This is a genomic window from Gallicola sp. Sow4_E12 (assembly GCF_052116305.1).
Taxonomy (GTDB): domain Bacteria; phylum Bacillota; class Clostridia; order Tissierellales; family Peptoniphilaceae; genus JBQKLI01.
Genome location: NZ_JBQKLI010000007.1, coordinates 48,159 through 70,193 on the forward strand (window position 1 = coordinate 48,159; position 22,035 = coordinate 70,193).

Annotated in this window: 17 protein-coding genes; 2 read left to right on the forward strand and 15 right to left on the reverse strand. The window is 36.3% G+C overall.

What is annotated here, in order from left to right:
* Positions 1-168 precede the first annotated feature (168 nt).
* The 9 genes from ACTQ46_RS05160 to ACTQ46_RS05200 all read right to left on the reverse strand — a co-directional run bounded on the left by ACTQ46_RS05160 (position 169) and on the right by ACTQ46_RS05200 (position 13,187).
* Positions 169-1,566, reverse strand: a complete 1,398-nt coding sequence (locus ACTQ46_RS05160; protein ID WP_441747853.1) for a uracil-xanthine permease family protein — start codon at positions 1,564-1,566, stop codon at positions 169-171.
* A gap of 176 nt (positions 1,567-1,742) precedes the next feature.
* Positions 1,743-3,068, reverse strand: coding sequence for a putative aminohydrolase SsnA (ssnA, locus tag ACTQ46_RS05165; RefSeq protein ID WP_441747854.1), 1,326 nt, complete (start codon positions 3,066-3,068; stop codon positions 1,743-1,745).
* 80 nt (positions 3,069-3,148) lie between these two features.
* Positions 3,149-6,214, reverse strand: coding sequence for a putative selenate reductase subunit YgfK (gene ygfK, locus ACTQ46_RS05170; protein WP_441747855.1), 3,066 nt, complete (start codon positions 6,212-6,214; stop codon positions 3,149-3,151).
* Between the two features lie 36 nt (positions 6,215-6,250).
* On the reverse strand, positions 6,251-7,198 hold the full coding sequence (gene arcC, locus ACTQ46_RS05175; protein ID WP_441747856.1) for a carbamate kinase: 948 nt from the start codon (positions 7,196-7,198) through the stop codon (positions 6,251-6,253).
* Positions 7,199-7,306: 108 nt separating this feature from the next.
* Positions 7,307-8,635 carry a YgeY family selenium metabolism-linked hydrolase gene (locus ACTQ46_RS05180; RefSeq protein WP_441747857.1) on the reverse strand — a complete coding sequence of 443 codons (1,329 nt, stop codon included), beginning with the start codon at positions 8,633-8,635 and terminating at the stop codon, positions 7,307-7,309.
* A gap of 67 nt (positions 8,636-8,702) precedes the next feature.
* Entirely contained in the window at positions 8,703-9,899 is a 1,197-nt protein-coding gene (ygeW, locus tag ACTQ46_RS05185; RefSeq protein ID WP_441747858.1) for a knotted carbamoyltransferase YgeW, read from the reverse strand.
* A 35-nt stretch (positions 9,900-9,934) separates the two neighbouring features.
* Complete coding sequence (gene dpaL, locus ACTQ46_RS05190; protein ID WP_441747859.1) at positions 9,935-11,167, reverse strand: diaminopropionate ammonia-lyase; 1,233 nt, start codon at positions 11,165-11,167, stop codon at positions 9,935-9,937.
* Between the two features lie 785 nt (positions 11,168-11,952).
* The gene (locus ACTQ46_RS05195) at positions 11,953-12,306 is read right to left on the reverse strand and encodes a winged helix-turn-helix domain-containing protein (RefSeq protein ID WP_441747860.1); all 354 of its coding nucleotides are present in this window, start codon (positions 12,304-12,306) and stop codon (positions 11,953-11,955) included.
* Between the two features lie 20 nt (positions 12,307-12,326).
* Entirely contained in the window at positions 12,327-13,187 is an 861-nt protein-coding gene (locus ACTQ46_RS05200) for a hypothetical protein (protein WP_441747861.1), read from the reverse strand.
* A gap of 248 nt (positions 13,188-13,435) precedes the next feature.
* Here ACTQ46_RS05200 and dpaL (ACTQ46_RS05205) point away from each other — a divergent pair, with 248 nt between their 5' ends.
* Both dpaL (ACTQ46_RS05205) and ACTQ46_RS05210 read left to right on the forward strand, forming a co-directional pair.
* Positions 13,436-14,653, forward strand: a complete 1,218-nt coding sequence (dpaL, locus tag ACTQ46_RS05205; protein ID WP_441747862.1) for a diaminopropionate ammonia-lyase — start codon at positions 13,436-13,438, stop codon at positions 14,651-14,653.
* Positions 14,654-14,711: 58 nt separating this feature from the next.
* Positions 14,712-16,199 carry a pyridoxal-phosphate dependent enzyme gene (locus tag ACTQ46_RS05210; RefSeq protein WP_441747863.1) on the forward strand — a complete coding sequence of 496 codons (1,488 nt, stop codon included), beginning with the start codon at positions 14,712-14,714 and terminating at the stop codon, positions 16,197-16,199.
* A 57-nt stretch (positions 16,200-16,256) separates the two neighbouring features.
* Here the strand turns inward: ACTQ46_RS05210 and ptsP are convergent, their stop codons facing one another.
* The 6 genes from ptsP to ACTQ46_RS05240 form a co-directional block, all read right to left on the reverse strand.
* Positions 16,257-17,960, reverse strand: coding sequence for a phosphoenolpyruvate--protein phosphotransferase (gene ptsP, locus ACTQ46_RS05215; protein ID WP_441747864.1), 1,704 nt, complete (start codon positions 17,958-17,960; stop codon positions 16,257-16,259).
* 107 nt (positions 17,961-18,067) lie between these two features.
* Positions 18,068-18,328 (reverse strand): HPr family phosphocarrier protein, encoded by a 261-nt coding sequence (locus ACTQ46_RS05220; protein WP_441747865.1) that lies wholly within the window; start codon positions 18,326-18,328, stop codon positions 18,068-18,070.
* Positions 18,329-18,407: 79 nt separating this feature from the next.
* A complete protein-coding gene (locus ACTQ46_RS05225) occupies positions 18,408-19,514 on the reverse strand; it encodes a TMEM165/GDT1 family protein (RefSeq protein WP_441747913.1) in 1,107 nt (368 codons plus the stop codon).
* A gap of 23 nt (positions 19,515-19,537) precedes the next feature.
* Positions 19,538-20,542: a LacI family DNA-binding transcriptional regulator gene (locus ACTQ46_RS05230; protein WP_441747866.1), complete on the reverse strand. Its 1,005-nt coding sequence runs from the start codon at positions 20,540-20,542 to the stop codon at positions 19,538-19,540.
* A gap of 14 nt (positions 20,543-20,556) precedes the next feature.
* The gene (locus ACTQ46_RS05235; protein WP_441747867.1) at positions 20,557-21,450 is read right to left on the reverse strand and encodes a diacylglycerol/lipid kinase family protein; all 894 of its coding nucleotides are present in this window, start codon (positions 21,448-21,450) and stop codon (positions 20,557-20,559) included.
* 189 nt (positions 21,451-21,639) lie between these two features.
* The gene (locus ACTQ46_RS05240) at positions 21,640-22,014 is read right to left on the reverse strand and encodes a RidA family protein (protein WP_441747868.1); all 375 of its coding nucleotides are present in this window, start codon (positions 22,012-22,014) and stop codon (positions 21,640-21,642) included.
* Positions 22,015-22,035: the final 21 nt, after the last annotated feature.

The window sequence follows — 22,035 nt, forward strand, 5'->3', positions numbered from 1 at the left end:
AGTAAACTTAAGCTATCATTTTAAAAGGATTACCTTCTTATGAAGATATATATACCCCTATATATATAATAATATCGTGTATATGAAAAATTTATAGTAAATACTTCATATAATCATTTTTTAGAAAACAAAAAAAGACATGATATAAAATCATGTCTTTTAAAAGTTTTATTCGCCTTGTTCCATAGCTTCTCTTTCTGCTTGTTCTTCCGCGATTGATTTCTTAGGAAGAATTAAGTTTAAGAAGAATACTACGATAGTTGCAAGAATTACAGGTGAACTTGTAAATACCATGTTGAACCAGTCTGGGAAGCTGGCAAAAGCAGCCTCGTTGATAGAGGTAACACCCATACCTAATGCAATACCAAGTCCTACAATTGTAGTATTACGAACTGACATTTCATCAGAAGTAATCAATCTCATACCACTCATAGTGATTTGAGCAAATACGGAAACTGTTGCTCCACCGATTATCGCTTGAGGGATAGAAAGCATGATAGCGCCGAATTTTGGAATAAATCCAGCAATTAAGATGATTAAAGCAGTAATTTTAAATACTTTTAAAGATACTACTTTTGTCATCGCTACGATACCAACGTTTTGAGAATATGTTGCAGTTGGAAGGCCTCCGATTAGAGATCCAATGATGGATCCAACCCCGTTTGCCATGATTCCTCCAGATAATTCTTTATCAGTAGGCTCTCTGTCAAGACCTCCGATTGTAGTAGAACTTAAGTCCCCTACCGCCTGTACAGAGTTTACGATGTACATAATAACCATTGTTGCAACAGCTGAACCTGGGAATACTAATCCTCCGCCGTCGATAGCTGCTACAGCTGGCATAAACTTAGGTAATGTAAACCAAGCTGCATTTGCAACTCCTTCAAAATTGACCATTCCTAATGCTACTGCTACAATGTAACCAACAATAATACCGATAAGAATTGCAGCAAGTTTAATAATACCTTTAGCATACATATTACAAATTAATACAATTGCTAGTGTTAAGAAAGCGATTCCCCAGTTTGCGAATGATCCATAATTTGGGTTGATTTCTGGGTTTCCGCCGCCTGCCATATAGTTTAAAGCTACTGAGTACAATCCAAGACCGATTGTAATTACTACTGTTCCTGCTACCATTGGCGGGAAGAATCTTCTGATCTTACCAATAACAAGACCAACGACGATAGCTACTGCACCACCGACGATCTGTGCGCCGAGGATTCCAGGAAGTCCTGCGTCTGTAGCTGCTATACTTTGGATTACCGGGATATAAGCAAAAGATACACCCATGATTACAGGAAGTCTTGCTCCAATAGGTCCTAAAGTAAATACTTGCAAGAATGTAGTAATCGCTGCAATAAACATTGCCGCTTGAATTAGATACACTCCGGTTTGCGGAGATATACGATCTCCTAGTGTGTTTGCTACAACGATTGCAGGTAATGTATTACCTACGACCATTGCTAACAAGTGCTGTAGTGAAATAGGTAATGCTCTTCCTAAACTAGGGTTTCCGTCCAGTTCAAAAAGAGAAGTACTTTTCACAGCATTTGTGTCTTTCATTGTGTTTTGTCCTCCGTTTTGTATTTATGTATAAATGACGATGTCATTTACCATCCTATGTACGAGTTCATCAGTTTAATCTGTTAAACTACTCTTCTATTATAGCATACGTTTTCTATAATATCACACTTTTTTATATTGGAAAGGCTAAAGCTAGGCTTTAGCCCTTCTTTTTATTACATATTTTTCCAGATTTCTGTAGCTCTTTCAATAGATTTAGCTTTGATAGCCATTTCATCTACTGTTGTAATAATTCTATCTTTCATAACGAATTTTCCGTTAATCATAGTATCGTTAACCATTCCGCCTGACATGCCGAATAAAACATGTCCTACCCAGTTCTGAGATCCCATTGGAGTATGAGGAAAATAATCTACTGTGATGATATCTGCATAAGCACCTTTTTGAATTCTTCCAAGAGGCTTGTTGAAATATCTGTCGCAGATATTTTGGTTTCCAGTAAACAGCATATATGCACCTTCGCCAAATCCTCTTGTAGGATCCGCTGTTTCGTGTGATTGAAGTACAGTACCTACTTTAACAGACTCGAACATATCTTGAGTCATAGCGTCAGTTCCGATTCCCACATTGATTCCTAAATCGATCATTCTAGAAATAGGAGGAGCGCCTACAGCGTTGTTCATATTTGATTGTGGATTGTGAACAACATTTGTTTTAGTATCTCTAAGGATCTGCATTTCTCTTTCGTTAACAGTTACACCGTGAACAGCGATTGTGTTAGGTCCAAGAATATTATATCCTTCAAGTCTTTCTACAACTCTTTTGCTGTATTTTTTCATAGAATCGTATTCATCTTCGATTCCTTCTGCTACGTGGACATGGTATCCATCATAAACACCTTCCATAGCTTCTACAGCTTTTTCCATAGTTTCGTCGCTGATTGTGAAAGATGCATGCATTCCAAATAAACCATGAAGCATATCGCCTTTGCTGTCTTTTTGAGTTGCTTTAATGAAGTCAACGTTTTCCTTGATTTCTTTTTCAGCAATTTCTTTTCCATCTCTGTCTGATAATTCTAAACAAAGAGAAGCACGGATTCCAAGATCTTCTGTTGCTTCAGCAATTGCAAAAAGGGATCCTTCAGCACAATTAGGGCTGGAGTGGTGGTCGATTACTGTAGTTGTACCAGCTTTAACAGCTTCAAAATAAGTAGTATAAGCATTAAGCTTAACATCTTCTAATGTTAAAGATCTATCTAGTGTCCACCATTGGTTTTCCAATGTTGTAAAGAAATCAACAGTTGGTCTGCTTACTGCCATTCCTCTAGCATATGAAGAATAAATATGATCGTGAGCACAAATCATACCTGGCATGATTACTCTTCCCTTAACATCTACTACTTCTTCGTCAGGGTATCTGCTTTTAATTTCTTCAAATTCACCTATATCTTCAACTACATTGTCTTTTACGTATACAGCTCCACAGTCGTAAAAATTACTTTCTGCGTCGTTAGTGATTAATTTACCGTTACCTATAATCATTTCTTATACACATCCTTTCGATGGATTCTTATATATATAGGAGGGCTAAGCCCTCCTATGTTTTTTAATTTTGCTATTAATTACGCTTGTACTGGTGTTTCCCACTCGTCTAATGTTACATGGTCAGTTGGATCCCACATAAATGCATAATCATTAACTAATGTTGTTAAGAAGTTTTCCATATCTTCAGTGATTTTGCCATCGCCGATTTTATGATCTACAACATTTCCATTTTCCATTCTTACTTTATAAGTGTCTTCGCTGATTCTTAAGAATCCTTTGTTTGTTGAATCAACAAAGTCGTTTAATGTCCAGAAAATAGTCATTTTATCTTTGTATGGGTTGTCAGCATGCGGACAGAATACTCCACAGTTGCCGCACTCATTACACATTCCGTCGATATGAACGATTTGGTGCAAGTTTTCATATCCATCGATATTGAAGGCTACGTTTGCTCTGTTAGGACAAACTTCTGCACATACTTCACAGATATGATCACATTGTAAACATCTTGTTCCTTCTTCTTTGCCTTCTTTTACTGGATCTAAGAATGCTTTTCTTGCATAAATGTCTTGATCATCTAATGGAGCAGAGAATTTTTCGAAGTCATTGTCTAATCCTTCTTTTGTTAAGATGTCGATAGCTACTTTTTTAGCATCGCCCATAGCTCTTACGATTGTAGAAGGACCCGCTTTACAGTCTCCTACTACATATACATTTTCAACACTGGATTCGTTAGTAGGAAGTAATTGTACACGGCCTCTATCGTCTAAGTTTAATCCATTTGCTTCGAATGCAGATGTATCAACTTTAGCACCAGTTGCTCCGATTACTGTATCAAATTCATATTCGCTGAATTCACCAGTTCCAGAAATAGATTTTCTTCCAGAAGCATCAAATGCGCCTAATTCCATAGCTTCGCATTTAAGAACTTTTCCATCATAGCTAACTGGTTGAGTTAATTCCATGATTTTATGTCCTTCTTCTTTCACTTCATTAACTTCTTCTTGTGTTGCTGGCATGTAGCTTTCAGTTCTTCTGTAGATTAATACTACTTCTTCAACTCCATCTTGTTTCGCAGCAGTTCTTGTACAGTCCATAGCAACATCTCCAGCTCCTACTACTGCAACTCTCTTACCTAAATCTGCTCCGCCTTCCATACGAACTTTCCATAAGAAGTCTAATGCATCTGTAGTCTTTTCAGCGCCTTCTTTAACAGGTGCATTTCCTGCTTTCCAAGCTCCTGTTGCTACTACTACATAATCATAATCTTTTTTAAGTTCGCTATAGTTTTCAGTAACTTCCGTGTTAAATTTGAAATTTACACCTTGAGCTTCTGCTATAGCAAAGTCTCTGTTGATTTGCTCATCAGAAATTCTGAATTCAGGAATTACATGGCTGATAATTCCATAAGGTTTCGCTAATTTTTCAAATACTGTTACGTCAACTCCGTTACGTCTTAAATAAGAAGCAACAGCGATACCGCCTGCACCAGCTCCGATTACGGCAACTTTCTTGTCAGATTTGATATCTGCTGGTTTAATATTTTTAACAAATGCATCTTGAGCATTGTCAGCAGCAATTAACTTAATGTCTCTGATTTGAAGAGTTTTTTCATAGTCTACTCTTGTACAGTGTTCTTGACAGTGATGAGCACAGATTTGTCCTAAGATTGTAGGAGCTGTGTTATCGTTAGCAATAACTTTCATAGCTTCATCATAGTTTCCGTCAGCAACAAGTTTCAAATACTCTGGAATTTGTTGTTCGATCGGACATCCGCCATCTTTACAAGGTGCTTTGAAACAGTCAACTAATGGTAATTTAGAATCAGTTTTTCTTGATCCTACTTTTTCTCTATATAATTTATTGTTTTCCCAAGTGTTAAGAAGTTCATCAAAGTATTTTTTAAGAGCTTCTACATCAACACCTTTATAGTCAAACATAGTTTCTTCTGAAATTTCAGCTAATTGCTTAAATCTAGAGTATCCGCCTGGTTTAAGGATAGTTGTAGCTACTGTAATAGGTTGGAATCCTAAGTTTAATAAATCAGCTAGTTTGAATGCATCTGCTCCACCTGAGTAAGAAATTGGTAATTTACCGCCAAATGGCTCAGAAATTAATAATGCAGTTGCTACAGAAAGTGGATATAATGAACGTCCTGACATGTACATTTCGTCATTTGGCAATTCATTTCTTAATGTATCTACTGGACAAGTATTTGTGATTTTAACACCGAATACTCTTCCTTTTTCTTCAGCTAATTCTAATAATCTTCCAACCATTTCAACTGCTTGATCAAATTTAAGGTCAAGTCCGAAGTTTGTTTCAGAGAAGCTGATATAGTCGAAGTTTAATTTATTAGCAATTTCTCGAGCTCTGTCAATTCCTAAAAGAGTTGGGTTCATTTTTACAAATGTATCCATGTTCTTTTCAGTTAACATATAAGAAGCGATACTTTCGATTTCATCTGCTGGACAACCGTGAAGTGTAGAAATAGTAACTGTATTACATACAACAGGACTAATTGCATCGATATCTTCTTCAGTAAGGTTATCGAATTTATCTAAATTGTCTTTTAACCATTGAACGCTGTCTTTGAATGCAGGTGTATTAGAAGCATCATTAAGATTGTTGATATACGTATCTGTTTTTTCTTTCTTGATATCTTCTAAGTTATATCCAACTGACATGTTGTAAGCGAAATCTTTTTTGTCAGAGATTCCTAATTCTTTCGCTAATGCGTGAATAGCAACATAAGCTTTTACATATTCGTCAAAAGCTTGTTGAACTGTAAGCTCTGTTGACCACTCTTGGTTGTAGCACTCATCTTCTGCAAAGATACATGGTCTAGGTACTGCGTCTTGGATCCCTTTACCGTCGATTTCTTGGACAGTTTTGATTTCCATAAATCTAGCACCTGTTAAATAAGATGCAATAATATTTTGTGCTAATTGTGATTGTGGACCTGCTGCAGGACCTACTGGAGTTGTAATATCTTCGCCAAACACGTTCTTCATAGTTTTTCCAGATTTACTGAAGTAGAATTTTTCCTTATGTACGCCGAAAATTGTTTCGTCTTTTTTATACTCTTCTCTACACCAGTTCATCAATTGCTCGAACGGTATCTTTCTCATAAATTCGCTCATTCTGTTCCCCCTAAAAATTATTATAAGGACTTCTTCTTATTTAGAAGAAATCCATGTTCCTGTTTTTCCATCTAATGCTTCAGCTGCTTTTTCTAAAGAGGTAATTAATGTTTTTCTACCTGGTTTAGATTTAGCAAATTTTAATGCAGCTTCTACTTTTGGAAGCATTGAACCTGCTGCAAATTCTTCATCAGCAATATATTTTTCACATTCTTCTACAGTCATAGTATCTAACCATTGTTCGTCTGGCTGACCAAATTTGATCGCAACTTTTTCAACTGCAGTTAAAATAATGAAAACATCAGCATCTACTAATTCTGCAAGTTTTTCACTTGTAAAATCTTTATCGATAACTGCTGGTACACCTTCTAGTGTTCCATCTTCATTTTTGATTACAGGAATTCCGCCGCCGCCGCCAGCAACAGTTACTGTATGTGCTTCGTATAAAGCGCGAATAGATTCGTCTTCCACGATTTCAACTGGTTTTGGAGAAGCCACTACTCTTCTATATCCTCTACCTGCATCTTCTTTGAATGTATATCCTTTTTCAGCTTCGATTTTCTTAGCTTCTTCTTCAGTATAGAAACTTCCGATTGGCTTTGTAAGATTTTCGAATGCTGGATCGTTTTTATCAACAACTACTTGTGTTACAACAGAACATACTGGAATTTCTCTGCCTCTTTTTTGGATGAATTCATTGTAGATAGCATTTTGTAAATGGTATCCAATGTATCCTTGACTCATAGCTCCGCATTCTGGGAATGGCATGCTAGGAGTTCCTTCTTCAGATTTGCTTGCAGTTTCCATTGCAAGGTTGATCATTCCTACTTGAGGACCGTTTCCGTGACCGATCATAACCTTGAAATTGTTTTCAATTAAGTCCGCGATTGAGCGTGCAGTAATTTTAACAGCTTCTTTCTGCTCTTCTGGAGAATTTCCTAAAGCATTTCCGCCTAACGCTAAGACAACACGTGTTTTTTCCATATAATATCCCTCTATTCTACTTTGTTAACAAGCAAAGATAAACTGAATATAGGCATAGCCTATATTCAGTTTTTCATCTTTACTATGACTTTTGTTTGTTCGATAAGATTATTCAGCTAATCCTTCAACATATACAGTTGGTAATGCAGCATATACTGCAGCACATGTTACTAAATCTTGTTTCCAAGTAATTTCGTTAGGAGCATGAGCTTGGTCTTCTGCACCAGGTCCGAATCCGATAGTAGGAATTCCATGTCTACCCATGATAGCAACACCATTTGTAGAGAAAGTCCACTTGTCGATTAATGGACGAGCAGAACGTTTTTCCATTTCAGCGTCAGGTCCGATTCTGTTATCTCCGTAAAGATTTTTGTGTGAGAAAGCTAAAGCTTTTGTCACTGGGTGATCTTCAGGAATAATCCAAGTTGGGAAGTAACACTCTTGCTCATATGCTAAACCAGTCCAAGAAGGTCTGTTGTAGTTGTACATAGAAACTTTCGCACCATGTTTTTTAGCGGATGGAAGATCTGCAATTTCTTGAATACAGCTTTCCCAAGTTTCTCCTGCAGTCATACGACGGTCAAGAGAAATTGAACATCCGTCAGCTACAGCACATCTAGATGGTGAAGAATAGAAGATTTGAGATACAGTAACAGTTCCTCTTCCAAGGAAGTTAGCATCTTCATAGTGATCTGGGTTGTATTTTTTGTCAAGCATTTTAACAAGGCCTTTGATTTCAGTTCCTTCTTCAGCGTCGTTTTCGTTTAATTGCTCAACTTCTTTAAGAATGTCTGCCATTTTGTAAATAGCATTGTCTCCTCGTTCTGGAGCAGATCCGTGACATGATACTCCTCTTACGTCAACGCGGATTTCCATTCTTCCTCTGTGTCCTCTATAGATACCACCATCAGTTGGCTCTGTAGATACTACGAATTCTGGCTCAATCTTGTCTTGCTCAATGATATATAACCAGCAGTTTCCGTCACAGTCTTCTTCTTGAACAGATCCTACTACTAATACTTTGTACTTGTCAGAAAGAAGTCCAAGGTCTTTCATGATTTTAGCACCGTAAACAGCAGATACGATTCCGCCTAATTGGTCAGAACCACCACGTCCACCGATTTCGATGTCGTTTTCGTAACCTTCAACTGGATCGAAGTCCCAGTTTTCGATTTCTCCGATACCTACTGTATCGATATGAGCGTCAAGAGCGATAATTTTCTCTCCCGTTCCCATATAACCCATTACGTTACCTTGATCATCGAACCAAGCTTCATCAAAACCAACAGCTTCCATTTCTTCTTTGATTCTGTGAACTCTTTCTTTTTCTCCGCAAGACTCACCATATGTTTTGATGATGTCGCGAAGGAATTTATTCATATCTTCGCCATAACCTTCGGCTGCTTGTTTAATCTTATCGAAATCTAAATTTGACATTATTGATCAATCCCCCTAATATAATTATTCTGCTGTAAATTGTCGTTTATTATCTGGCTGCCGATTCTTATAAATCGCCAACTCTTGGTTTTGCTTCGTCTTTTAATCTTTGAAGAGTTTTAACTGGATCTTTAACTTTTTGCATGAAGATCATAGCAGCGATGATATATGGTTTGTAGCTTGCTTCTAGGTATAGTGGATCGATATATCTGTAGAATACAGACTCGTCAACTTCACCTGTTTCACAAGAAACGCCAGTGATATCTGCTGGAAGACAGTGCATGTAAAGCGCTTTGCCTTCTTTAGTTAATTTCATTAACTCTTCAGTACAAGCCCAGTCAGTGTGTTGTTTATTTTGCTCTAATAATTTTTCTTCTAAAGCATCGATTCCGTCGAAATCGCCATTTCCATAAAGTTCTGTTCTTTCTTCCATAGCTTTGAAAGGAGCCCAGCTCTTAGGATATACGATATCAGCATCTTTGAATGCTTCTTCCATAGAGTTTGTTTTAGTAAATTTTCCACCATATTGCTCAGCATTTTTTTGTGCAATTTCTTCAACTTCAGGCATAATTTCATATCCTTCTGGATGAGCAAGCGCAACTTCCATACCGAATCTAGTGAAAAGACCAGCAATACCTTGAGGTACTGATAATGGTTTTCCGTAAGATGGTGAATAAGCCCATGTCATTGCAACTTTTTTACCTTTAAGGTTTTCAACACCGCCGAAATGGTTGATTACGTGAAGCATATCAGACATTGATTGTGTTGGGTGATCCACGTCACATTGTAAGTTTACAATTGTAGGTCTTTGTTCAAGTGTTCCAGCATCGTATCCTTCTTGAACGTATTGAGCAACATCTTTCATATATTGATGTCCTTTACCGATATACATGTCATCACGAATACCGATTACATCAGCCATGAATGAAATCATGTTAGCTGTTTCTTTAACTGTTTCTCCGTGAGCTACTTGTGATTTACCTTCATCAAGATCTTGAATTTCAAGTCCTAATAAGTTAGCTGCAGATGAGAATGAGAATCTAGTTCTTGTAGAGTTGTCTCTGAAAAGTGAAATTGCTAATCCTGAATCGAAGATTCTAGTAGAAATATTTTCTTCTCTTAATCTTCTTAGAGCATCAGCTACTGCAAAAATAGCTTGTACCTCGTCTTGTGATTTGTCCCAAGTGTGGTGGAAGTCGTCATGGTATAAGTTTGAAAATTCATAACCTTTCAGTTCTTCCAATAATTCGTTAAAATTTTTCATTTGTAAAACCCCTCTCTTTTTTTGATCGTTTGTAATTACTTCTTGTTCCAGCTTAGTTCTTCTTCGTTGGGATACAAACCGTCCCAAACTAGTTCTCTATATCGAAGTGCATCAGTATTTCCTTCAGTACTGATACATAGAACTACAGAATCAGAATTCAAACCAATTCTTTCTTTTATATATTGTAAATCAGGTCTTTCCATAACCTGAGAAACAACCCCAATTGTTACAGCTCCACTTTCTCCGGAAATAATTCTTTCGTCTCCCTTAAGAGGGTTTCCTAAAATACGCATTCCATGTGCCGCTGTGGAATCTGGTACGGATAGAAAATGTCTTGCATAAGAATGTAATACATTCCAGCCGATTGTACATGGCTCGCCGCAGGCAAGTCCTGCCATAATCGTGTCCATTTCTCCAGTAACGAATACTAAATCTTCACCTTTTCCATATTTAGCAGTTTGGTAAAGACAGTTTGCTTTTGCAGGCTCAACTACAGTTACCACTGGCAAATTCTGCATGTAAACACTTGCAAAGAATCCAGTTACTGCTGATGCCATAGAACCAACACCTGCTTGCAAGAAGATATGAGTCGGCACTGACTGATGAAGACTTAATTGTAGATAAGCTTCATAGGCCATTGTAAGGTATCCCTGCATAATCCATGTAGGAATAGCTTCGTATCCTTCCCATGCTGTATCTTGAATCATAATCCAGCCGTTTTCTTCTGCCATTTTATTTGCATAACGAACGCATTCATCATAGTTCATAGGAAGAATGTCCGCTTTTGCGTTTTCCTTGCGGATGTTTTCTAATCTTTCTTGCGTACTGTTTTCTGGCATATATACTACAGAATTTTGACCAATTTGATTCGCTGCCCAAGCAACTCCTCTACCGTGGTTTCCATCTGTAGCTGTTACAAATGTGATCTCGCCTAGTTTTTCTTTAATTTCTTTTGAAACCAAAACTTCAAACGGCAGATCTTCTACTTCCATATCTAGTCTTTGTGCAATGATTTTCACAACTGCATAACTGCCGCCTAGTACTTTAAAAGCATTTAGTCCAAATCTAAAAGACTCGTCTTTTAGGTATAAATCTTTCACCCCTAAGTATTTTGCTAGTCCTTTTAATCTATGAAGCGGAGTCGGCTCATACGCAGGAAAACTTCCATGGTATTTTGCAGTCTTCTTCGCTACATGTTCGTCAAGAAATCTTAACGATGCTTTGTTCTCTGAATTCTCCAGAGAGGTAATTTCATATTTTTCTTTCATATTCTCATCCTTTCCAAATACTTTTAAAAATCACTTTCCAACTAAATACTATATTCAATTATCGCAACGATTTCAAGGGGTGCCAGATAAATTTCATTGACAAGAATATGAATAAGAAATTTATCAAACAGGATTGTTTTCCTGAGAAGCCGCAGCTGAAATCCGTACATCTCGTAATATATATAAGTTTAATTCATTTTATGCATTTATCTGAATAAGCTTTTCTAATTTTAAAAGTACAATTAGAAACAAAAACCCTTTCTAGGCAGAATGAAAAATCGAATCGGGAATGCTTTTATATTTGCAGTGTATAGCAGGCAAATATAAATACTAGACAGAAACACAAACTTAAAGAATCTTAGTGCACTGCAGCCCTATTTCTTAACAAAGTGTATCTTACTTATAATTATACACTGATTTTCGATTTGGTGAAAGGTTTTCATTGAAAATAATTACACGACCTCTGCCTTCGTTTAATTAAGGAAGACTTTTTTGTCTTTTTTCATCTATGCAATTGGTTCATCCTCTATAATTTAAGGATAGTTAACTTATTTGGATTTTTTAGAATAAGAAATTATGAATAGGATTTTATACTCCAATATTCATAATAATGGTCGGAAATGTTTTCCAGGATGGATATGAGAATTTATCCATATACAATAACATTATACCACACAAATCAAATAAGTACTGCCCTAAAAATTCAAGACAGCTTCTGCTCTCCGCAGCAGCCGCACCTGTCGAGAAAGTGAATGCTAAAGAGGCAGATCTACTATTTCTCTGCCTTAATTATTAAAACTTTTCTTGTTGAGTTCCTGTGTGATTTCTTCCATTTTTGCACTCGTTTCTTGACAAACTTTTTCATAAAGGTTTATAAATTCAACTCCGCCTTCTGTCAGTGTTGAGCCGCCGCCTTTGACACCGCCGATCTCCCTGTCCAAGAATTTTATTCCTAAATGTGTTTCACAGTTTTTAATCACTTGGAAGGCTTTGCTGTAGGACATCCCCAATTCCGATGCAGCCTTGTTTAAGGAACCGCACTCCTCTATCTTCTTCAGCAATTCATAAGGGCCTCTCCCGAAAACTTTCTCCCCTTTGTCATTTTCAATCCAAAGACGGTATACCGGCTTTATTTTCATATTTTTATTCTCCTTTTCATTTATTGCATAAGATTTTTTCTGCAGCTAAGATACCATTTTGGTTTTATTTCGCTAAAATCATCGTAATAAACTTTCAGCTCTTCCATCGTTTTCTTAAACGCTTCTTCCGGAAGGCTTTTTTTATCAGCTATAATCTCATAGAAGGCATCTGTTAGAGTATACATCACCAAGTATTTGAAAAACAGATTTGGTGTATCGCCTTTAAAATATCCGTCTATTAAGCCTGCTGCATAGGCACCGTTCTTTACTCCTGTTTTATTTATATTATGAAAAACATAAAACGGATCTGAATTGGAAAAGGATGCATGTTTAATCAAATTATATTGTCCGTTTTCTCCTACTTCAATATCATCCAAGTTCTCATAAATAAGATGTTTGATGTTGTCTCGATCTTTCAACAAGTTTTTTGTTTGAGTTAAAAGATCTAAAATAATGTAATCATTTGCTCCGTGATAATCCTGTATCCCGTATTCGTGAAAAATTTGATTGATTTTTGTTTCGTAGTCCTTCGTCCAGCTGCTCGTGTCCGCAAGAGACGTCGCATCATGATACTTTCTAAGATCGCTTCCGATAGTAAAACCTATTTCGTATTCTTCAAAATCTTCCGATACGGCTATTGGATCTCCTACCTTCCTGCAGAATAAATAATAATAGCTGCCGTCTTCTGTCAAGCCAGCTTTCTCAATATCGGCAGATTTTATATTTTTGATTGTTTCTTGAAACTCATCAAGCCTAAACCCTTCCGCCATCGATGAGATAAAAACGATATCATATTTTTTTTCTGCAATAGGGTCTATATCGTGAAAATACTTCTTTTTTAAATTGTAATCATAAATAAAATTCGAATAGTTGTTAGACATATTAAGAGTACTCTCCTCCAGGTTTTATCTATATATTTATGATAACATAAACCGAATCTAAGTGAAAAGCACTTTACTAATGTAATATGTTAATCATTTAATGATTGACACCAAAATTAAAAAACGGTAGAATTGAGACAGCTGTATGGTTATTCTTAAGCGAATCTGCTCCATTTAGGAAAATGTTTGCTAGATACGCTTTTTAAATAATATACATAGCTCAATTAAATTATTGAAAGGATGATACTATGAGTCAATTTTCATTTATCGAGCAGAAGAAAGATAAGAACTTTGATCAGACAGGTTCCATAGAATATTTTTCTGAAAGGGAAATCCAAAAAGCGTTGGATTTTCACAAAAGTATTCCTGATTATGCAGAAACAAATCTTTCTGAACTCAAGGACTACTCTAAAAGCGTTGGATTGAAAAACGTTTACGTAAAAGATGAATCCTCTCGTTTCGGCATTAATTCCTTCAAAGGTTTAGGAGCAAGTTATGCTATGGGAAATATCATAGCTGAAAAACTAGGTGTTCCTATTGAAGAATTATCTTTTGAAGAAATGATTTCCGATGAAGTTAGAGAAAAATTAGGGGAAGTAACTTTTATCAGCTGTACAGACGGAAACCACGGACGCGGTGTAGCCTGGGTCGGTGAAAAGCTAAAACAAAAAGTTTATATCTATATGAATAAAGGCGCTGCAGAAGATCGTGTTAAAAACATAGAAGCATTAGGTGCTGAAGTCACTGTAACAGACGTAAACTATGATGATACAATCCGACTTGTAAAAGAACTCGGCGAAGAAAAAGGCTGGGTTGTAGTCCAAGATACTTCATGGGAAGGTTACGAAGATATTCCTAAATGGATTATGCAAGGATATGCTTCTTTAGTCCTTGAAGCTTATCAACAAATGGAAAGAGAACAATTGGAGAAGCCGACACATGTATTCTTACAAGCAGGAGTTGGTGCAATGGCCGGCGGAGCTTGCGGTGTCATTACAAACCTTACTAAAGAAGATATGCCATATACGCTAATTGTTGAGCCTAATGAATCAGCTTGTTATTATAAATCAGCAGAAATCGCTGACGGCGAAAGACACTTTGTAACAGGTGATTTAGACACTATTATGGCAGGACTTGCCTGCGGAGAACCAGGGACTATCGCTTGGGATGTTATCGGCGAATATGCTGATGCTTATATCAAGGGACCAGACTGGGCTACTGCAAACGGCATGAGAATGTATGCAAATCCTGTTGAAAATGATCCATCTATCGTATCTGGAGAAAGCGGTGCTGTATCTCTTGGATATTTAAATGAACTTATGACAAACGATGATTTAAAAGATGCTCGAGAAAAAATGGGCTTAGATGAAAACTCAGTAGTTCTTTTAATCAGTACCGAAGGCGACACCGATAAAGCAAACTATAAAGATGTTGTTTGGTACGGAAAATATTCGAAATTCGAATAAAATTAGTTAATTATATTATTTAATTATAATTAAAAATAAATCTAGGAGGATTTTACCAATGGCAAATCATGATCTAATTAATCTTGAAGTAAATGAAGAGCAACGTAAAAAAGTTGCTAAAATTATGAAAGAAAAGGGAGTTAGAATCCCTACTCTAAAACAAATGAAGGACCCTTCTCTTATTCCTGACGAAATCAAAGAAGGACTTAAGAAAATCGGAAACTGGGATATCGATCCACTTAACTTATACAGAATTTCTTGGTATAACGAGCCAAAATTAGAAGGCGGTCTTTTCAACGACCTTCCAACTTATATCGAAATTCCATCTGAAGTATCTGGCGTTCCTGCTAAAATTGTAGCTATGAGCGGTAAGTACTTCCCAACTGGATGTCATAAAGTAGGAGCTTCTTATGCTTGTCTAGTACCAAGATTAGTAACTGGTCAATTCGACCCTGAATATCATTCAGCAGTTTGGCCATCAACTGGTAACTACTGCCGTGGTGGAGCTTTCAACTCAAAATTATTAGGATGTAAATCAATTGCGATCCTTCCTGAAAACATGAGTGCTGAAAGATTCAACTGGTTAAAAGAAGTAGCAAACGAAACAATCGCTACTTACGGATCTGAGTCAAACGTAAAAGAAATTTACGACGAAACTTGGAGATTAAGAAGAGAAAGACCAGATGCTGTTATCTTCAACCAATTCGCTGAATTAGGAAACCACTTATGGCATTACAATATTACTGCAGGTGCTATGGAGTCTATCATTGAGCATTATATCTCTGAAGATTCTAATGTAAACTTCGCAGGTGTTTGTGTTACTTCTGGTTCTGGCGGATCTACTGCTACAGGGGACTATTTAAAGAAAAAATACCCTCTTTCTAAATTAGCTGTTGGTGAAGCACTTCAATGTCCTACATTACTATATAACGGATACGGAGATCACAGAATCGAAGGAATCGGCGACAAGCATATTCCATGGGTACACAACTGTAAAAATACAGATATGGTTATGGCTATCGACGATAATGATGCTGTTGCACAATTCGAATTATTCAACGAAGAAGCTGGTCATGAATTCTATAAAGGCCTAGGCGTTTCTCAAGAAACAATCGATAAAATGAACTTAATCGGTATTTCTGGAGCTGCTAACATCTTAATGTGTGTTAAATTTGCTAAATACTTTGAATTAACAGAAAACGATCTATTAATCACAGTATTAACTGACTCTGCTGATATGTACGGATCTAGACTTGAAGAGTACGAAGAAGCAAGAGGACACAAATTCAACGAACAAGATGCTATGCTAAACTACAAACAAATCCAAGATCTTAAGATCGATCATATGGAAGAATTATCTTACTACGGTAAAAAGAGAATCCATAATCTTAAATACTATACTTGGGTTGAGCAGCAAGGTATGGAAGTTTCTGAGCTTAATGCACAATGGTATGATTACGACAACTATTGGGAAAGAGTGCATGAAATGGCTGACGAATTTGATGCAGCTATTGAAGAATTCAACGCTCTTATCGACGAAATGTAATTTAAACAAAAAAAGAAAGAGGCAATGCCTCTTTCTTTTTTTGTTCATAATTCAACATTACATCTCTTCTTTAATTCTTCCCTCTATCTCCCCTGTTGTCTCCATATTCATGATTTCTTCTGCAAATATTTTTGCTTCTTCAAGGGTAATATTTTTTATCGTTTCTTTTATTTTAGGAATACTGGAAGCCGGAGCGCTGAATTCATCTAAACCCATTCCTAATAAAAGTTTTGTAGCCTTTGTATCTCCGGCAAAACCACCGCACATACCCGTCCACTTTCCTGCTTTATGGGAGGCGTCTATAACCATTTTTATTGCTTTCAGCACTGCAGGATTGTATGTGTTGTAAAGATTAGAAACTTTTTCGTTTCCTCTGTCTGCCGCTAACACATATTGAGTTAAGTCGTTGGTTCCTATGCTGAAATAGTCAACATATTTTATTAAATCGCCAGCTATGAGTGCAGAGGCAGGAGTTTCGACCATGATTCCAACTTCAATATTTTCGTTATACTCTACCCCTTCTTTCTCGAGCTCGCTTTTAAGTTCTTCTAGATAACTATTTACTTTCTTAACTTCTTCAACCGATATTACCATAGGAAGGAGTATTTTTACGTTTCCATAGAAAGAAGCTCTTAAAATAGCTCTTAGCTGCGCTCTGAATATTTCCGGTTTGTCAAAACAGATTCTTAGCGCTCTCCACCCTAGAAATGGATTTTCCTCTTCTGGAAAATCAAAATAACTTAGGGATTTATCTCCGCCGATATCTAATGTTCGAATAATAAGCGGCTTGTCTTTTAAAGCTTCTGCAGCTTCTTTATAGACGTTGAATTGTTCTTCTTCTGTAGGAAAATGATCATTTTCCATATAGAGAAATTCTGTTCTGAAAAGTCCAACTCCCTCTGCCCCTTGAGAAAGACCTAGAGAAAGATCTTCCATATTTCCGATATTTGTAACAACTTCTACTGTATGTCCGTCTAATGTAACAGCTTCATCAAATTTGCCTTTATCTAGACGATCCTTTTCTTCTTGAATTCTTTTAGAACGCTCTAAATATTCATTTTTCTCACTTTCATCGGGATCTAATATCATTTTATCTTCAAATGCATCTATGATAGCATCTTGACCCGTTTGAACGTTTTTTGAAATATCCTTCATCCCTACAAGGGCAGGTATTCCTAGCGTTTGAGCAATAATAGAAACATGGGCTGTTTTACCCCCAAGATCCATCGCAAAACCTATTACTGAATCTTTGTCCATATTGGAAGTATCTGAAGGTGTCAGTTCCTTTGCTACAAGTATAGTGTTTTTTGGAAGATTAGAAAGATCGGCTTTTTCTTTTCCTGCCAGTTTATATAGAAGCCCCTCTCCAATATCTTTATAATCAGCTGCTCGTTCTTTCAAATAAGGGTCATCTAAGCTTTCCATCATCGCTGCCATTTCATCAACAGATGTTTTTAACGCATATTCTGCATTTTGATTCTCGCCGGTAATTTTGTTTTCTACCGACTCGGTGAGAAACGGATCTTCCAGCATACTTAGATGGGCTGTAATAACTTCCTTTTGAATTTCACTATCGACATTCGAATTCTCTAAGTCTCTCGTATAGCTTTCAAAAGCCTCGCTCACCCGTTTCAATTCCTTCTCTTTAGCTTCTTCCGTTATTTTTTCAGAAGTAACTTCTACCTCTTCTTTTTCCAGAAGATAGATTTTTCCAACAGCTATTCCATCAGAGGATCCGATTCCTTTTTTGCTTTTTGTCATTTTATCACTCCTAACCTGGTTAAAATACTTTAAAATGAAAAAAGGAAATTAATTACAATTTCCTTATCTAAAAGAAAATAAAGGATGACTGACATCCTTTATTTATATTAGTCATTTAAATTTTCAATGAATTCGATTAATTTATCTAAATTTTCTTGTTCATTATTTCCATCTACTCGAACGGTAATTTCTGTACCCTTTGAGATTCCTAATGCCATTACATTAAAGATGCTTTTTGCGTTTGCAGTTTTGCCATCTTTTACTAATTCGACATTTCCATCGAAGTTTTTAACAAATTGTACTAATGATGCAGCAGGTCTAGCGTGCAAACCTGTTTCATTTTGAACTACTACATTTTTCTCAACCATTTTTGAGAACCTCCTAAATTTGTATTCTTATTAATATTTTAACACTAATAATACAATAAATCAAATATCGTTTTCCTGTTTATCCATTCTTTCGTTTCTCCACTCTTGTATTTAATTTTTCGGAGAGCTGGAGATTGGAATCTTGAAGTTTTTGGATATATTCATTATAATCCCCGTCATAATCAAAGCTCTTATCGAAAAGGATTCTTTCAAAAACTCTTCGTACTTCTTTATTCAGGGAATTTTCATTTTTCCAAAAATCATAGCGGACATAATTATAGATAATCAAGGATAACGCGTCTAAAACCATATCCTCTCCATATCCTTTATTAATCAATGTCGCAAAATCTCTTTGATTAAAGTTTTCAAAGTTCATTTTTTCTTGTTCTTTCAGCAGCACCTTAATATATCCGATCATGCAAGCTTCTCCCTGGCAAACACCGCAGGAAGCTTTGCCCTTGCACATGGTTTCAGTCATATTTGAAAGCAGTTTGTTCTGCTGGTATAAAAGCTCCGCTGTATTTTGTATCGCTTCGTTGTCTTTCTGCATTTTCTGAAAACGAATCAATAATAAAATCTCTACCGCAAGTGCTGTCAGCAATGCTATCACAAAGACAGTACTCATTCCCGTTAAAGAATATAATTTTGTCAATCCGAAGAAAACAAATATAAAAGAAGATACCATTTTTATCATTTTTTCCGGCACTTTTTTACCAATCTTCATTCCTACAAAAATTCCTAAAATACTTGTCATCATCATAGCAGAAACAGTCCCGAATAAGATTATAAATGGATTTGCTGCCTCAGAAGCTAGTGTCATCGCTGTTATCTGAGTTTTATCTCCGAATTCTCCTAAGAAAAATGTTATGGCTATCGTAAGAATCGGCCCTCTGTTTTTGAGAGACTGATCTTCCCCGCTTTCCTCCTCTTCGATTCTTAAACTCATCCATCCAAATAGGATAAATACAAATGCAGCTAAGAAACTCAGATAATTTATCGGAATAAAACGGCTGATATAATTTCCTACCAGTACAGCTATACCATGATTCAAGAGTATCCCTAAGAACACTCCCGGTATTACTATTTTAAGCTTATACTTCGTTGCAAAGGTCATTGCCAATAGCTGAGATTTATCCCCCATCTCAGCTAAAAAAACTAGTATAAATGCTTCTATGATCTGTCCTATTTAGATCATCCCCCTATACTATATTAAATCTTTAACACCGATTCTCTTTCAATCAATTCGCTTGGAAGAATCGTATTATCAATGATTTTTTGATTTTCTTTTAATTCTTTTACAAGTTTTCGCATAGATACCGCACCTATATCATAATAAGGTTCTCGAACAGTTGTAAGAGAAGGTCTATAAATGGATGCAAGCGGTACATCGCCGAACCCTGCTATAGAAATATTTTCCGGAACTTTTACATTATGATCATAACAGTAATTTAATAAACCGATTGCCAGTTCGTCTTCGGCGCAGAAAACTGCGGATACGTCTTCTTTTACAGCTTTTTCTAAAATTTTCTCGCTGATATCGTAACCGTCTTTGATATTAATTCCTGCAGCATTCATAATGATAGCTTCCAGACCATTTTCTTCCATAACATCTATATACCCTTTTTGCTTTGCTTTACCTATTTTTGTACCTGTAGATTCTTCCAAGAATATAATTCTTTTATGATTTTGTTTTATAAGATAGTTCGTCATTTCTTTAGATGCATTCACATAATCTATACTTACCGTATGGGTGTCTTCATAATCATAGAACTTATCTAGGTGTATAAAAGGTGCTGATTGATTTTTCAGTTTATAAGTAACTTCAGGATTCGTATCTTCAGAAATCATAACAATTCCTTCTACTTGTTTTGTCAGCATAAAATCCATGATCTTCGATTCCTGCTCGATATCGCCGTAGGTACTGGACAAAAGGATATCATATTTATACATTCTGCCGATTTCTTCGATTCCTCTGACAATCTGCGCCATATAGGATATGCCGATATCTTTTACAACAACGCCTATTAAATTTGACCGTTTCATGACTAAAGATCTAGCCAGTTCGTTCGGTTTAAAATCGAGTTTATTTATAGCATCGATTACTTTTCTTCGCGCCTCAGGACTTACCGGCTTAGAATCGTTCATAACTCTTGAAACTGTAGAAATTGAGACTCCTGCTAATTTTGCTACATCTTTTATTGTCGGTGATGACATTTCTACTCACTCCTTTATGGACTTGTGATTATATTAATACCGCCTTTTTTAGCGGAAAATATTTTTGGCAGATAACCATTAAATTCGCCGTCTATATCTACCGGTGTTTTTCCCTCTGAATATACTTTTACTTCTGATGTCTGCAGATATAAGACAGACTCTTTGCTGATATGCTCTCCTGCTAATGTTTTAATAAACATTTGTGCCAGATCTTGCAAATTTGCTGTCTTTCTAAATAGAATCAGATCAAGCTTTCCATCATATAAAGAAGCATTGGGAGCAATTTTTTCAAACCCGCCTACTGTTGTGGTATTGGAAAGAATAATAAGATAGGCTTCTTCTTTCAATACTTGTCCATCCATTTCCAAAGTCAGTTTCATCGGTTCGGATAATGTACTCGGGATTTCTTTGAAACCTTCTACTAAATATGCAAAACGTCCAAATACCGCTTTTAAATGTTTATCTGTTTGATGGCCTACATTTGCAAAGTTGCCGCAAGCTGCTACGTTTACAAAGTGCTTATCATCGCTTTTCCCTAAATCAATCGTTTTTATAACAGGATTTTCTATCATATGGACGAAATCATCTACTTCTGTGGGGATGTTCATAAAGCTTGCGAAATCGTTTACTGTACCTCTAGAGTGGATCGCTACTGGGATCCTAGAGTCTACAGATGAAAGACCATTTATAACTTCGTTAACCGTTCCATCTCCGCCGCTTACAATAATCATATCCCAGTTTGATTTATGGCTGTGGATGGCTTCATAATAACCGTCTTCCTTTTGCCGAGTACGAAATTTTCCCAGTTCAAAGCCTGCATTTAACAGCTTTTCGCATATTAAGGAAAGGTTTTTTCCGCTCTGCTGAAGCCCGGAAGAAGGATTTTCAATAATTTTAATTCTCTTCATAGCATAAGTACTCCTATACTTAAATACTACCAAAGTTTTTCTATTTTATCAACATAAGAATTCAAATAATTAAATTTATTAGATAAATATTTAATTAAGTCATAGTAATAATTTTTGAAATCGTTTCTTGATAGTCTATCTTATACGAACAAAAAAAGAAGATAGAAAAATCTATCTTCTTAAAATCTATTAACCTACAATTGCAGTTGCTTCAATTTCAACGACTGCGCCTTTTGGCAATGCCGCTACTTCTACTAAAGCTCTTGCTGGTTTATGATCCCCAAAGAATTCAGTATAAACGTCGTTGATTGCTCCAAAATCATTGATATCATCAACAAATACTCCAACTCTTGCGATATCTTCTAACTTTCCGCCAGCTGCTTCTACTACTGCTAGCACGTTTTCTAAACTCGCTTGTGTTGCTTTTTTTACGTCTTCTTGCAATTCACCGTCTTTGATTGGTAATTGACCAGAAACGAATACTACGCTTCCGCCTTTTGTTCCTTGAGAATAAGGGCCTACTGCTGCAGGTGCCTTATCGCTGTGTAAAAATTCTAATGACATAATATCACTCCTTATTAAATT

Bases quoted from the DNA above. Each gene is read 5' to 3' on its own strand.
- ACTQ46_RS05160 (WP_441747853.1), bottom strand. From the start codon at position 1,566: ATGAAAGACACAAATGCTGTGAAAAGTACTTCTCTTTTTGAACTGGAC.
- ygfK (WP_441747855.1), bottom strand. From the start codon at position 6,214: ATGAGCGAATTTATGAGAAAGATACCGTTCGAGCAATTGATGAACTGG.
- dpaL (WP_441747859.1), bottom strand. From the start codon at position 11,167: ATGAAAGAAAAATATGAAATTACCTCTCTGGAGAATTCAGAGAACAAA.
- ACTQ46_RS05180 (WP_441747857.1), bottom strand. From the start codon at position 8,635: ATGTCAAATTTAGATTTCGATAAGATTAAACAAGCAGCCGAAGGTTAT.
- ACTQ46_RS05230 (WP_441747866.1), bottom strand. From the start codon at position 20,542: ATGTCATCACCGACAATAAAAGATGTAGCAAAATTAGCAGGAGTCTCA.
- arcC (WP_441747856.1), bottom strand. From the start codon at position 7,198: ATGGAAAAAACACGTGTTGTCTTAGCGTTAGGCGGAAATGCTTTAGGA.
- ptsP (WP_441747864.1), bottom strand. From the start codon at position 17,960: ATGACAAAAAGCAAAAAAGGAATCGGATCCTCTGATGGAATAGCTGTT.
- ACTQ46_RS05235 (WP_441747867.1), bottom strand. From the start codon at position 21,450: ATGAAGAGAATTAAAATTATTGAAAATCCTTCTTCCGGGCTTCAGCAG.
- ssnA (WP_441747854.1), bottom strand. From the start codon at position 3,068: ATGATTATAGGTAACGGTAAATTAATCACTAACGACGCAGAAAGTAAT.
- ACTQ46_RS05220 (WP_441747865.1), bottom strand. From the start codon at position 18,328: ATGGTTGAGAAAAATGTAGTAGTTCAAAATGAAACAGGTTTGCACGCT.
- ygeW (WP_441747858.1), bottom strand. From the start codon at position 9,899: ATGAAAAATTTTAACGAATTATTGGAAGAACTGAAAGGTTATGAATTT.
- dpaL (WP_441747862.1), top strand. From the start codon at position 13,436: ATGAGTCAATTTTCATTTATCGAGCAGAAGAAAGATAAGAACTTTGAT.
- ACTQ46_RS05195 (WP_441747860.1), bottom strand. From the start codon at position 12,306: ATGAAAATAAAGCCGGTATACCGTCTTTGGATTGAAAATGACAAAGGG.
- ACTQ46_RS05210 (WP_441747863.1), top strand. From the start codon at position 14,712: ATGGCAAATCATGATCTAATTAATCTTGAAGTAAATGAAGAGCAACGT.
- ACTQ46_RS05200 (WP_441747861.1), bottom strand. From the start codon at position 13,187: ATGTCTAACAACTATTCGAATTTTATTTATGATTACAATTTAAAAAAG.
- ACTQ46_RS05240 (WP_441747868.1), bottom strand. From the start codon at position 22,014: ATGTCATTAGAATTTTTACACAGCGATAAGGCACCTGCAGCAGTAGGC.